Raw genomic sequence first — 13195 nt, 5'->3', positions numbered from 1 at the left:
CGGGCGGGGTCGGTCGCGAAAAAGGGAGCGCGCGGCAGGCGCTGGCGAGCGCCAGATCATAGGGCGCCCGGCGGCTCCTGCCGCGCCGGGCCGGCCGGGTGCGCGGCCCATGGGACAATCCCGCCATGCACGCACTGTTTGAAGAAGCCGGCAAGTTCCTGGCCGGCCGCATCCTGTCCGAAGCGGAAAGCTCGGCCCAGATCGAGCTCGAATCGGGCAAGCGGGTGAAGGTGAAGGCCGCCCACATCCTGCTGAAATTCGAGAAGCCGGCCCCGGCCGACCTGCTGCGCGAGGGCCAGGCCCTGGCCGCAACCATCGAGCTGCCCCTGGCCTGGGAATTCGCGCCGGAAGAGGAATTCGGTTTCGCCGACCTCGCCCGCGACTATTTCTCCGACAACGCCACGCTGGCCCAGCAGGCGGGCGCGCTGTTCGCGCTCTACGAGGCGCCGCACTACTTCCGCCGCGCCGGCAAGGGCCGCTTCAAGAAGGCACCGGCCGAGATCCTGCAGCAGGCGCTGGCCGGCATCGAGAAAAAGCGCCTGATCCAGGAGCAGATCGCCGCCTGGGCGGAGCAGCTGGGCCGCGGCGAATGCCCGCAGCCGATCCGCGAGCAGCTCTACAGGATCCTGTTCCGGCCCGACAAGAACGCGCCCGAATACAAGGCGGTGGTGGAAGCCAGCCGCGCCACGCACAAGGCGCCGCTCGATCTGCTGCAGCAGGCCGGCGCCATCGATTCGCCCTACCAGTTCCACTGGAAGCGCTTCCTGTTCGACAACTTCCCCAAGGGCACGGGCTTTCCGTCGCTCACGGCGCCCCAGCCGCCGGCCGACCTGCCGCTGGCGCCGGTGCAGGCCTATTCGATCGACGACTCGCAGACCACCGAGATCGACGACGCGCTTTCGGTGCAGGGCCTGGGCACCGGCACGGTGGTGCTGGGCATCCACATCGCCGCGCCCGGGCTGGCGATCGTGCCGGGCTCCCCGCTCGACCAGCTCGGCCGGCAGCGGCTGTCCACCGTCTACATGCCGGGCTACAAGATCACCATGCTGCCGGACGAGGTGGTGCAGATCTACACGCTGGACGAAGGCCGCGCGAACCCCGCCGTCTCGCTCTACGTGTCCATCGACGAGGCCACGCTGGAGATCACGGGCACGGAGACGAAGCTCGAACGCGTGCCCGTCGCCGTGAACCTGCGCCACGACCGGCTGGACCACATCGTCACCGAGGAGTGGCTGCAGGACCCGTCCGTGGAGGTGGAGGGCACGCCCGCCGCGCTGCTGGAGCGCCGGGCCGAGCTGTCGTTCCTGCACCGACTGGCGCGCAAGCTCAAGGCGCAGCGCGAGGTGGTGCGTGGCAAGCCGGAGACTTTCAACCGGCCCGATTACAACTTCCGCCTTGCGGGCGTGCCCGAGGGCGGCGAGCCGACCGGCGCCGAGACCGTCTCGATCACCACGCGCCGCCGCGGCGCGCCGCTGGACCTGATCGTGGCCGAGGCCGCCATCGTGGCCAACAGCACCTGGGGCGGCCTGCTGGCCGACCACGGCGTGCCCGGCATCTACCGCAGCCAGGCGAGCCTCGCGCCCGGCATGAAGGTGCGCATGGGCACCAAGGCCCTGCCCCATGCGGGCATCGGCGTGAAGAGCTATGCGTGGGCGACCTCGCCGCTGCGCCGCTACGTCGATCTGGTGAACCAGTGGCAGATCATCGCCTGCGTGCGCCACGGCAGGACGGCCGCGCTGGCCGCACCGTTCAAGCCCAAGGACGCGGACCTGTTCTCCATCATCAGCAGCTTCGACGCGGCCTACAGTGCCTACAACGGCTACCAGGCCGGCATGGAGCGCTTCTGGACGCTGCAGCACCTTCGCCAGAACAACATCGCCGAAATCGATGCCAGCGTGATCAAGGACGGCGGCGGCGGCAGCTACCTGGTGCGCGCGGACGAACTGCCGCTGGTGCTGCCCGTGCTGGGCGCCCAGGCGCTGCCCCGCGGGGCGCGCGTGCGCGTGAAGCTGGGCGAGATCGACGACATCACCCTGGACGTGAACGGCACGGTGGTCGAGCGCCTGGACGATCCGGCCGACCCGACGGACGACGCCCTCGCCAGCGAGCCCGAGGGCGACGACGAGGAGGCCGTGGCCGGCCCGATCGCCATCGCGGTGGACGTCAACGAGGCCGAGGGAACGAACGCAGCGCCCGCAGCGTCCTGAACGCTGCCGGCCACGCCGCTCCACCCGCATAATCGGCCGCCGTGAGACTCCCCGCCCTCCTCCAACGCTTCAGCACGCTGCAGATCGCGCTCGCCTTCTCGGTGGCCGTGCACGCCGTGCTGCTGTCGGCGCGCTTCATCGACCCGGAAGGCTTCAACCGCGTCTTCCAGGACACGCCGCTGGAAGTGATCCTGGTGAACGCCAAGTCCAACGAGCGCCCCGAGAAGGCCCAGGCCATCGCGCAATCCTCGCTCGCGGGCGGCGGCGACGCGGACAAGGGCCGCGCGACCAGCCCCCTGCCCTACTCCGCCATCACCCAGGTGGGCGAGGACTTCGAGGAGGCGCAGCGCAAGCTCGATGCCATGCAGGAGCAGCAGGCCCAGATGCTGGCGCAGTTGCGCAAGCAGCTGGCGACCATGCCCCCGCCCGACCCGCGCGACCAGAGCCCGAACACCGACCGCGTGCAGCAGGAAGAGCGGCGCCGCCAGCTGCTGAAGCTGCTCGCAGAGATCGAAAAGCGCATCAACGAGGAGAACTCCCGCCCGAAGAAGCGCTACATCAGCCCGGCCACGCGCGAGGAGGTCTATGCGGTCTATTACGACGGGCTGCGCCGCAAGATCGAGGACAAGGGCACGGAAAGCTTCCCCGAGCAGGCCGGCCGGAAGCTCTACGGCGAACTGACCATGATCGTGACCGTGAACCACGACGGCCAGGTGCTCGACACCGAGATCGTCCAGGGTTCGGGCAACCGCCTGCTGGACCAGCGCGCACAGGCCATCGTGCGCGCATCCGGTCCCTTCGGCACCTTCAGCCCCGCGATGCGCGCCAAGGCCGACCAGATCGCCGTGGTGTCGCGCTTCAAGTTCACGCGCGAGCAGACGCTGGAGACCAGCGTGCGCTGACGCACCCCGGACCTCCCACCTTCCCGACGACTTTCCCTCCCTCTGCCGCCATGACGACGACATCCGCCCCGGACGTGTACTGCGTGATGGGCCATCCCGTGGAACACAGCCGCTCGCCGTGGATCCATGCGCGCTTCGCCGAACTCACCGGCCAGCGGATCGACTACACGCGGCGGCTGGTGCCGCTCGACGGCTTCGCCCAGGCGCTCGCCGATTTCTCGGCGGCCGGCGGGGCGGGCTGCAACGTGACGGTGCCGTTCAAGCACGACGCGGCCCGGCTCGCGACCCACGCCAGCGACCGCGTGCGGCGCGCGGGAGCGGCCAACACCCTGAGTTTCCGCGCCGACGGCACGGTGCATGCCGAGAACACGGATGGCCTGGGCCTGGTGGCCGACATCGTGGGCAATGCGGGCGTGGCGCTCGCGGGCCGCGACGTGCTGCTCGTGGGTGCCGGTGGCGCGGCCGCGGGCGTGCTCGCCCCGCTGCTGGAGCAGGCCCCCCGGCGGATCACCGTGGTGAACCGCACCGAAGCGCGCGCACAGGCCCTGGTGCAGGCGCATGCGGACCTTGCGGCCAGCCGGCAGGTGGTGCTCGAGGCGCTGCCGATCGGCCAGCCCGGCGCCGGCTTCGACGTGGTCATCAACGCGACGGCCAGCAGCCTGGCCGGTGGCGAGGTGCCCGTGCCGGCCACGGTGCTGCGCGAGGGCACGCTGGCCTACGACATGATGTACGGCCCCGCAGCGAAGGGTTTCATGGACTGGGCGCGCGCCCATGGCGCGGTGCCGCGCGACGGGCTGGGCATGCTGGTGGAGCAGGCCGCCGAGGCGTTCGCCGTCTGGCGCGGCGTGCGTCCCCCGGCCGCGCAGGTGCTGCAGGAACTGCGCGCGCAGCTATGAAGGGCCTGCTGCGCTGGATCGGCTGCGTGCTGCTGGCCGGCGTGGCCCTGCAGTTGTTCTTCGTGCTGCGCATCGCCGCGATGGCGGCCATCGATCCGCAGTCCACCAGCTTCCAGCGCTCCGAGGCCTGGGCCCAGGTGGCCGGCGGCAACGGACTGCACTGGCGCCAGGAGTGGGTGCCCTATGGCCGCATCGCGGACACGCTCAAGCGCGCGGTGATCGCCTCGGAGGACGACGGCTTCGTCAGCCACGACGGGGTGGACTGGAACGCGATCGAGAAAGCCTGGGAGCGCAATGCCCGCGCCGAGGCCCAGGCCGCCCGGCTCCAGGATGCCCAGCCCGGGCGTGCGGTGCGCCCGGCGCGCATCCGGGGCGGCTCCACCATCACGCAGCAACTCGCCAAGAACCTGCTGCTCTCCGGCGAGCGCAACCTGCTGCGCAAGGGCCAGGAGTTCGTGCTGACGCTGGCGCTGGAGCAACTGCTCTCCAAGCAGCGCATCCTGGAGATCTACCTCAACAGCGTGGAATGGGGCGAAGGCGTGTTCGGCGCCGAGGCGGCGGCGCAGCGCTACTTCCGCAAGAGCGCGTCGCAGTTGAGCGCCGCGGAGGCCGCGCGCCTCGCCGTCATGCTGCCCGCGCCCAGGCGCTTCGAGAAGAACCCGGGCTCGGCGTACCTGTCGGGCCGCACGCGCGTGATCCTGGGACGGATGGCCAGCGCGGAACTGCCGTAGATCGCGCCTTCAGGCCGCCACGGGGTGCGCGTTCGACACGGAGCCGGCGTACGCCACCGGTTGCGGAGAGGCCAGGATGCCGGCCGTCTGCGGCGGCATCGGCATGCCGGAGGGCTGCGACGATTGCGCAGCTTCCTCGCCGATGCGCGATGCAGTGGACTGCACGAGCGAGAGGAAACGCTTGAGCATGCGGTCGTCCATCTGGCTCGCGAAGGTGGAATACACCAGCGCGCCGCGCAGCACGCCGCCACCGAACACCGGCACCGCGAACGCCGTGCTCTCGGAGTTGTTGCGCGCGTAGCGGATGGCGTAGCCCTGGCGGCGCGTTTCCCGCACGATCCGGCGCAGCGCCCACATGTCGGTGATCTTCTGGTGCGGCTCGCCATGGGTGTTGGCGGCCTCCACGAGGATGCGGCGCTCGGCCCGGGTGCAGTAGGCGAGGTAGGCACGGCCCAGCGCCGAGGGGATCAGGTCGTAGCGCCGGCCCAGGCTGGAGGGGCGGATCGCATAGGGGCTGTAGGGCATGGTGCAGAACACCACGCGCATCTGGTGCCCGTCGATCACGGCGAGCGACAGCGGCCACTTGATCTGCCGCGTGGCGGTGATCATCAGCGGCGCTGCCAGTTCGGCCAGGCGCAGCTTCTCGTTCACGCCGCTGCTGAGGTTGCTCACGGCCAGCGTCAGCTGGTATTGCCCGTAGGCATGGGGATCGCTGCGCACGTATTTCTCGTGCTCCAGCGTGCCCAGCAGGCGGTGCAGCGTGGACTTGGCGAGGCCCGTGCGCTGATGCAGTTCCTGCAGGCTCCAGGTGGAGCGCTCGTTCATGACGCGCAGGATCAGCAGCGCACGTTGCACGGAGCGGACTTCGGTACTCATGGGTTGTTCTCTCTGTGGAAATGGAAGGCCAGCGAATGCGGGGGGCATTCGGGGAACGCGATTGCGCGCGGGCCCCCGGTCACGCGCGCTGGAGAAACGGAAATCAGGTGGTTCATGGGCAGGTGTCCCGATGCCTTCAGGCCGTCTCGGCCTCGGTCGCCTCGGCCAGCACCTGCCGCGCCGCCCGGCACAGCAGGGCCTGGTCGGAGCCCACCACGAAAAACGACATGCCCTGCGCAGCCAGCGGAGGGATGGCGTGCACATCGGGCACGAAGCAGCCCACCGCGCGCCCCTGGGACAGCCCGGCGGCGCTCACGGCCGCGACCGCATCGGCCACCCGCGGGTCGTCCAGCCCCTGCGCCCCGAGGGACACGGCCAGGTCGGCCGGGCCGACGAACAGGCAATCCACGCCCGGCACGGCGGCGATGGCGGCCGCCTCGGCCACGGCACGGGCGCTTTCGATCTGCACGATGACCGAGGTGTGCGCATCGCTGGCACGCAGGTGCTCGGCCATGCCGCGGGTGCCGTAGCCCCCGGCGCGCGAGGACGTGCTGAACCCCCTGGCGCCGCCCTGGCCGTAACGAGAGGCGCGCACCACCTCTTCGGCAATGCGGGCATCGTCCACGTGCGGCACCATCACCCCGCCAGCGCCGAGGTCCAGCGCCTGCTGGATCGCCGAGGCGCGCGGATACGGCACGCGCACCAGCACCGGCAGCGCGCAGGCATGGGCGGCGAGCAGGCTGCGGTCCAGGCTTTCCGGGCCGAACGGCGCATGCTCGGCATCGAGCACGAGCGTGTCGAGTCCGGTGGCGGCGAGCACCTCCACCGTCTGGTGCGAGGTCGTCTTGACGAAGGTCGCCATCAGGCGGTCGCGCGCCAGGATGCGGCTGCGCAGCCGTGCCGCGGGAGACGGCCCGGAAGGCAGCGAGGGGGCGATGCCGGTCATGCGAGGTATTCCGGCCGCGCGGGCGTGAAGACATCCAGGTTGAGCACGGGCTCGTCGCCCACCACCACTCCGTAGTGCAGCGCATGGGGCGGGATGAGCAGCAACCCGCCGGGCCCCAGCCGGACCACCTGCCCGTCCACATGCACGTCCAGCTGCCCCGCCAGGATGTACATCACCTGTTCGTTCGGGTGTGCATGCGGCCGGGGCTCGTGCCCCGGCATCAGGCGGTGCAGCGCCAGGGTCACGTTGCCGCTGCCGAACGCCTTGCGTTCGATGCCGCGGCGCACGGGCACCCATTCCAGCGCGCTCCAGTCGACGCTGTGCAGGACGGCAGCCGCTTCGGGCGGCAGGGGGGCGGGGGCGGAGGGGGTCATTCGGGTGCGATGCGAAGGGATTGGATGGTGCGGGACCACAGGTCGTGGTCCGCCTGCAGCACGGCGCGCAGCTGCAGCGGCGACAGCGGGGAGCGCACCATGCCCAGGCCCCGGAATCGCTCGGCGATCTCGGGCAGCGCGGTGACGCGGTTGATCTCTTCGTTGAGCTGCGCCCGGCGCGCGGGCTCGAGGCCGCGCGGCGCGAACACGCCATACCAGTTGGTCACCTCGAAGCCCTTGAGCGTCTCGGACACGCTCGGCACGCCGGGCAGCAGGTCGGTGCGGTTCTTCTCGGTCACCGCGATGAGACGGATCTTCCCGGCCTGCGCATGGGGCAGCAGCAGCGAGGCGCCACCCGCGAACATCTGGCACTCTCCCTGCACCAGGGCCGCCACGGCGGGGCCGCCCCCTTTGTAGGGCACGTGCACGATGTCCAGGCCCGCGGTCTTGGCCAGCAGGGCCAGGGTGAGGTGGTTGTGCGTGCCGATGCCCCCGGAGGCGTAGTTGATCTTGCCGGGGTTGGCGCGGATGTAGGCGAGCAGTTCGGGGAAGGTGTGCACCGGCATGCTGGCGGACACCGCGATCACGTTGATCGCGTAGGCCAGCATGGCGACGGTGTCGAAATCGTTCATGGGATCGAACGGCAGCTGCCGGTAGAGGCTGCCGTTCATTGCATGGGTGGACATCGCGCCGATCTCGAGGGTATAGCCGTCGGCCGGTGCGCGCGCCACCACGGCGGCCCCCAGGTTGCCGCCCGCGCCGGCGACGTTCTCCACCACGATGGGCTGGCCGCTGTGGGGGAAGAGCTGCTTCGAGAGAAGCCGTGCGAGGATGTCCGTCGAGCCCGCCGGCGCGAAGGGCACCACCAGCCGGATCGGCCGGGAAGGAAAGTCGCCGCCGCTGCCCGCTCCCTGCGGCCCCTGCGCATGGGCGAGCCAGGGCAGGGCCGCGCTCCCCAGGCCCAGGGCGAGAGCGTGGCGGCGTGACAGCAGGAGGTTGGACGGCATGTTCAGGGTTCCCTCTTTGGTAAATTTGATCAATACGATACCAAAATCATTTTTTGGTTCGCATGATCAGAGTCTAGAAGCCATATTCGCCGAATAGGAGGCGAACTTTCCGGATTCCGAAGAGTGGAACGATTTACCCCCATTCCGCAATTCATGGCCCTTCCCGGCCTGCGGGATTGGCAGGATGGGGCTCGCAGCGCTGTGACGGGCTCGAAGGGAAAGCGCCCCCGTATGATCCGGGCCATGCTGTCCAAGTTGATGAGCCTTTTCCTGCTCGGGCTGGTACGCCTGCTGACCGGCTCGCAGGCCCGGTGGTATGGCTGCCCGCCCAAGGCCGAGCAGCGCATCTATTTCGCCAACCACCAGAGCCATGCCGACCTGGTGATGATCTGGGCCGCCCTGCCCCAGGAGTTGCGCAGCATCACCCGGCCCATCGCGGCGAAGGACTACTGGACCAAGAGCCCTTTCCGGCAATGGCTGACCACGGCCGTCTTCAACGCGGTGTACGTGGACCGGGTTTCGGGCACGCCCGGCCAGCGACCTGCGCCGCAAGCGCCACCCCAGCCCCACATGCAGGCGGCAGCCGGAGCGCCCCTGCCGGCCTCCGTGGAACCTGCATCGCCCACGGCCCCGACACTGCCCGCCCAGCCGGAGCCCTCCGTGCCCGGCCCGCTACCCGCCCAGGGCACGCTCGAGGGCTTCCTGGCGCAGTCCACGCCCGCGCCGGCCGAACCGGTTGCACCGGCCGCCGATCCGGTGCCGCCCGTGCCGCCGGACCCCGAGGCCCTGCGCGCCGCGCTGCCCGCGGACGATCCGCTCGCGCCGCTGGTGCAGGCCCTGGAGAGCGGGGATTCCATCGTGATCTTCCCCGAGGGCACGCGCGGCCACGGGGACGAGCCCCAGCCCTTCAAGTCCGGGCTCTACCGGCTCGCGCAGATGTTCCCGCAGGTGGTGCTCGTGCCAGCCTGGATCCATAACGTCCAGCGGGTGATGCCCAAGGGCGAGGTGGTGCCCGTGCCCATCCTGTGCTCCGTGACCTTCGGCGCGCCCATCGAACTGGGCGTGGGCGAAGAGCGGCGCGCCTTCCTCGACCGCGCCCGGCGCGCGGTGATCGCACTGCGGGAGGTGTGAGCCATGATGGACTTCCTGCGCCACCTCACTACCACGCAGCAGATCGGCGCGCTGTTCGTGGCCATGTTCGGGCTGCTGTCGCTGGTGACGCTCTACGCGTTCTTCCAGACCCTGCGCGAGGCGCGCGGGCCCGGCCCCGAAGACCAGGCCGCGCACGAGGTGCACCAGCAGGAGTGGCGCCGCTTCTGGAGCCTGCTGAAGACGTCGTGGATCATGGCGACGGTGTTCTGGGTGGGCTGGGCCCTGGGCGATACCGTTGCCACGGTGCTCTTCGCCATCGTCGCCTTCCTGGCGCTGCGCGAGTTCATCACGCTCTCGCCCACGCGGCGGGGCGACCACCGCAGCCTCGCGCTGGCGTTCTTCATCGTGCTGCCGCTGCAGTTCGCCATCGTGGGAATGCGCAAGTTCGACCTGCTGACGGTGTTCATTCCGGTCTATGTCTTCCTCGCGCTGCCGGTGGCGAGCGCGCTGGCCAACGACCCGGAACGCTTCCTGGAGCGCAACGCCAAGCTGCAGTGGGGCATCATGGTCTGCGTGTACGGCATGAGCCACGTGCCCGCGCTGCTGCTGCTCGATTTCCCGAACTACGAGGGGCGCGGCGCCTTCCTGGTCTTCTTCCTCGTGGCCGTGGTGCAGACCAGCGTCATCGCGCAGCACCTGCTGGGCCGGCGCTTCCCGCACCGCCCCGTCGCCCCGCTGGTGAGCCAGAGCTTCCAGTGGCTGAGCTGGACCGTCGGCGTCGCGGTGGGTGGCCTGGCGGGCGTGGCGCTGTCGTTCATCACCCCCTTCAAGGCGGGGCAGGCGCTGGGCATGGCGCTGCTGGCCTGCCTGGCCGGCACGCTCGGCCACCTCGTGATGAAGGCGCTCAAGCGCGACCGCGGCGTGACGAGCTGGGGCCTGCAGGGCCAGTCCACCACCGGGGCCGGCGGCCTGCTGGACCGCGTGGACGCGCTGTGCTTCGCGGGCCCCGTGTTCTTCCATTCGGCCCGCTGGTACTTCGGCCTCTGAACGGCATCCCCATGAGAATCCTGGGCATCGACCCCGGCCTGCAGACCACCGGCTTCGGCGTGGTGGACGTGGACGGCCACCACCTGAGCTACGTGGCCAGCGGCACGATCCGCACCACGGGTGCCGCCCTGGGCGACCTGCCGGGCCGCCTGAAGATCCTGTTCGACGGCATCACCGAAGTGGCCGCCCGCTACCAGCCCGACGCGGCCACGGTCGAGATCGTCTTCGTGAACGTGAACCCCCAGTCCACCCTGCTGCTCGGCCAGGCGCGGGGCGCCTGCGTGACTGCCCTGGTGGCCAGCCAGCTGCCCGTGGCTGAGTACACCGCGCTGCAGATGAAGAAGGCCGTCGTGGGCCACGGCCGCGCGGCCAAATCCCAGGTGCAGGAAATGGTGCGCCGGCTGCTGCAGCTGCCCGGCCTGCCGGGCAGCGATGCCGCCGACGCGCTCGGCCTGGCCATTACCCACGCCCATGCCGGGGCGGCGATGGGCCGGCTGGCGGAAGCCACGACGCTCAACCGCCGCCAGCACGCGATGTACCGGAGCGGACGGACGCTCTGATGCCCTCCGGCTACCGGAAGACGATCTGCGCGACGACGCCGGAGCCGACCGAGATCAGCAGGTAGTCGGGGCCGTTCTGCACCCAGTGGTAGCCGCGCGGCGGGGGCGCCAGGTGGTGCATGCGCCAGTCCTGCACCACGTAGTGGTGCGAACGGTACATCGGCGGCACGCGGCTGCCGCGGTACCAGTCGTGGTGCGGGCCTGCACCACGGCGGCCATGGGCACGGGCATGCGGCGGAGGGCCGGGATGGTGGCGCGGAGGACCGGCATGGTGCCATTGCGGCGGGGGTGGCGGTGCATGGCGCGGGCCGGCATGGTGACCGTGGGGGCCGTGGCCCGGGCCGCCCCGGCGGTGTCCGGGACCGTGCTCGTATTCGCGGCCCGGGATGCCGTCGTAGGGCTGCGCCTGCGCGCCCAGGGAGGACAGGCCGAGGAACAGGGCCAGGCCGGCGGAGCGGAAGTGGTTCAGCGCGCCGGAGCCGGGTGCATCGGCGCAAGAGGAGTCTGTACGGATCATGGCTCGTTGCTGCGGGGCAAAAGCCGCAGCCTACCACCATGCCCGGCCTGCCCCGGCCGGGGAAAACTGCAACCCCGGTCCGGTCGGGCCGCGGTCAGGCGGCGGGCTCGTGGCGCACGAAGCCGGCCACCGGTCCGCGCACGGGTTCGGGCAGGGCGGCGGCCTGGGGCCGGGGCACCAGGGGGGCGCTGCCGGGCGGCAGAGGTGCCTGCAGGGCGGGTTCCACCACCGTGCCGTCGTCGTCGAGGCGGAAGCGGCGCACGGCACCCATCAGCTGTACGGCCTGATCGCGCAGCGACTCCGATGCGGCCGTGGACTGTTCGACCAGCGCGGCGTTCTGCTGGGTCATCTGGTCGAGCTGGCTCACGGACTGGCTGATCTGGCCGATGTTGTCGCTCTGCTCGGCCGACGAGGCGGTGATCTCGGAGATCATTTCGGAGACGCGGCGCACGCTGTCCACGATCTCGGTCATGGTCGCCCCGGCCTGGCCCACGAGCCGCGAGCCGCTCTCCACGCGCTCCACCGAGGAGCCGATGAGCTCCTTGATCTCCTTGGCCGCCGAGGCGGAGCGCTGGGCCAGCGTGCGCACCTCGGCCGCGACCACCGCGAAGCCGCGACCCTGTTCGCCCGCGCGGGCCGCCTCGACGGCGGCGTTCAGCGCCAGGATGTTGGTCTGGAAGGCGATGGAATCGATCACGCCGGTGATGTCGGCGATCCTGCGCGAGCTGTCGGTGATCTGGCCCATGGTGTCCACGACCTGCGAGACCACGCTGCCGCCCCTGGCCGCCACCTGGGCCGCGGTGGACGCGAAGTCGCTGGCCTGGCGTGCGGACTGGGTGCTCTGCTGCACCGTGCCGGCGAGCATTTCCATGGACGAGGCCGTTTCCTCCAGGTTGGCGGCGGTCTGCTCGGTGCGCTGGCTCAGGTCGTGGTTGCCCGAGGCGATCTCCGTGCTGGCCGTCGAGATGTTGCCCGACGCCTCCTGCACCTGCCGCACCAGGCCGCGCAATGCCTCCTGCATGCGGCCCATGGCCACGACGAGCTGGCCGACCTCGTCCATCTGGGCGGGCCGGACTTCATGCGACAGGTCCCCGCCGGCAATGCGCTCGGCCAGGAGCCGGGCCTGCGCCAGGGAACTGGTGATGGAGCGCACGCTGAAGAAGGTGAGCGGGATCAGCACCGCCAGCGCCAGCACCAGCCCGCCGCCGATCACCGCGGACATGGTGGCGGTGCGCGCGTCCACGCCCTGCCGCGCTTCTTCCATGTTCTCGCGTGCGCTCTGCGCGAGGCTCGCGAGGATCTGGTCGGTGGCCTCCATGTGGCTCTTCAGGCGGTCGGCATAGGCGGCACCGCCGGCCCCGTCGAGCTGGGCCCGCTCGATCTGCTCGAAGATCGGGGAGATGCCGGCCTCGTACTGCTGGATCTCGGCCAGTGCCTTGTCGATGGAGCCGACGAAGGCCGCATCGCCTGCCTGCACCTGGCGCACGGCCGAGAGGCTCTTGCGCAGCGCGGCCAGGGTCTTGCTCCAGGCCTCCCTCTGCGAAGCCACTTCGACCGAGTTGTTGAAATTGAGGATGATGTCCTTCTCGGTCCGGCGCAGCGTGCCCAGCGTCGTGCGCAGGTCGGCCATGTCGGTCAGGGTCTGCACCCGCTGGGAAAAAAGCACCTGCAGCGTGTCGCGCGTGCGGTCGAGGGCGAGGTATCCCAGCCCTCCGATCACGACAAGCAGCACCAGGGAAAAGATCGTGCCGAAGTAAAGGCGCGTGCGGATCGACAGGCGTCCCAGAGTATTCATGACATCCTCTACAAAACGTTACAAAGGGCACATGCAATAACTGCGCCCACCCGCATTGCCGCCTCGTGGGCAGCCGGGGCGCCCACTATAGGGCGGCACGACAATGGCTCCGGCAGGGTAAGCACGACTGGCGCGGTCACACGCCATGTGACCCGCACGCAACCAGCATAAACAAATTGTCACAAGCTTGGTGCAGAGTATCCGGATCCGGGCATGGCCCGTCTTCTTTCCCCTGCGCTGCCAGG

13 protein-coding genes are annotated in these 13195 nt (G+C 70.3%); 7 read left to right on the top strand and 6 right to left on the bottom strand.

The features are described 5' to 3' along the window. Window positions 1–125 precede the first annotated feature (125 nt). Genes ACAV_RS03770 through mtgA form a run of 4 tightly spaced genes read left to right on the top strand, consistent with a single transcriptional unit; the run spans window position 126 to window position 4736 of the window. Window positions 126–2207, top strand: a complete 2082-nt coding sequence (locus ACAV_RS03770) for a ribonuclease catalytic domain-containing protein (RefSeq protein ID WP_013593249.1) — start codon at window positions 126–128, stop codon at window positions 2205–2207. 41 nt (window positions 2208–2248) lie between these two features. Next, entirely contained in the window at window positions 2249–3109 is an 861-nt protein-coding gene (locus ACAV_RS03765) for a TonB family protein (protein WP_013593248.1), read from the top strand. A gap of 50 nt (window positions 3110–3159) precedes the next feature. Beyond that, window positions 3160–4005 (top strand): shikimate dehydrogenase, encoded by an 846-nt coding sequence (aroE, locus tag ACAV_RS03760; protein WP_013593247.1) that lies wholly within the window; start codon window positions 3160–3162, stop codon window positions 4003–4005. Next, window positions 4002–4736, top strand: coding sequence for a monofunctional biosynthetic peptidoglycan transglycosylase (mtgA, locus tag ACAV_RS03755; protein WP_013593246.1), 735 nt, complete (start codon window positions 4002–4004; stop codon window positions 4734–4736). Before aroE ends, mtgA begins: the two co-directional genes overlap by 4 nt. A 9-nt stretch (window positions 4737–4745) precedes the next feature. On the opposite strand, the gene ACAV_RS03750 is transcribed toward mtgA, so the two are convergent. From ACAV_RS03750 to ACAV_RS03735, 4 genes are all read right to left on the bottom strand, one after another. Beyond that, window positions 4746–5612 carry an IclR family transcriptional regulator domain-containing protein gene (locus tag ACAV_RS03750; protein WP_013593245.1) on the bottom strand — a complete coding sequence of 289 codons (867 nt, stop codon included), beginning with the start codon at window positions 5610–5612 and terminating at the stop codon, window positions 4746–4748. 136 nt (window positions 5613–5748) lie between these two features. Next, window positions 5749–6558 (bottom strand): HpcH/HpaI aldolase family protein, encoded by an 810-nt coding sequence (locus ACAV_RS03745; RefSeq protein ID WP_013593243.1) that lies wholly within the window; start codon window positions 6556–6558, stop codon window positions 5749–5751. Beyond that, window positions 6555–6932, bottom strand: coding sequence for a cupin domain-containing protein (locus ACAV_RS03740; RefSeq protein WP_013593242.1), 378 nt, complete (start codon window positions 6930–6932; stop codon window positions 6555–6557). The genes ACAV_RS03745 and ACAV_RS03740 overlap by 4 nt, the downstream gene beginning before the upstream one ends. Then, on the bottom strand, window positions 6929–7939 hold the full coding sequence (locus ACAV_RS03735) for a Bug family tripartite tricarboxylate transporter substrate binding protein (RefSeq protein ID WP_013593241.1): 1011 nt from the start codon (window positions 7937–7939) through the stop codon (window positions 6929–6931). The genes ACAV_RS03740 and ACAV_RS03735 overlap by 4 nt, the downstream gene beginning before the upstream one ends. 243 nt (window positions 7940–8182) lie before the next feature. On the opposite strand from ACAV_RS03735, the gene ACAV_RS03730 reads away from it, so the two are divergent. The 3 genes from ACAV_RS03730 to ruvC are packed head-to-tail and all read left to right on the top strand — an operon-like array spanning window position 8183 to window position 10638. Then, entirely contained in the window at window positions 8183–9070 is an 888-nt protein-coding gene (locus ACAV_RS03730) for a lysophospholipid acyltransferase family protein (RefSeq protein WP_041828557.1), read from the top strand. A gap of 3 nt (window positions 9071–9073) precedes the next feature. Then, on the top strand, window positions 9074–10078 hold the full coding sequence (locus ACAV_RS03725) for a phosphatidate cytidylyltransferase (protein WP_013593239.1): 1005 nt from the start codon (window positions 9074–9076) through the stop codon (window positions 10076–10078). Window positions 10079–10089: 11 nt separating this feature from the next. After that, on the top strand, window positions 10090–10638 hold the full coding sequence (ruvC, locus tag ACAV_RS03720) for a crossover junction endodeoxyribonuclease RuvC (protein ID WP_013593238.1): 549 nt from the start codon (window positions 10090–10092) through the stop codon (window positions 10636–10638). Window positions 10639–10648: 10 nt separating this feature from the next. Here ruvC and ACAV_RS03715 read toward each other — a convergent pair whose 3' ends face one another. Continuing rightward, window positions 10649–11155, bottom strand: a complete 507-nt coding sequence (locus tag ACAV_RS03715) for an RcnB family protein (RefSeq protein ID WP_013593237.1) — start codon at window positions 11153–11155, stop codon at window positions 10649–10651. A gap of 94 nt (window positions 11156–11249) precedes the next feature. After that, entirely contained in the window at window positions 11250–12950 is a 1701-nt protein-coding gene (locus tag ACAV_RS03710; RefSeq protein WP_013593236.1) for a methyl-accepting chemotaxis protein, read from the bottom strand. Window positions 12951–13195: the final 245 nt, after the last annotated feature.

Source organism: Paracidovorax avenae ATCC 19860, from assembly GCF_000176855.2.
Classification (GTDB): Bacteria; Pseudomonadota; Gammaproteobacteria; order Burkholderiales; family Burkholderiaceae_C; genus Paracidovorax; species Paracidovorax avenae.
The sequence above is the reverse complement of the archived record's forward strand: the minus strand, read 5'-3'. Positions and strand labels throughout refer to the sequence as shown.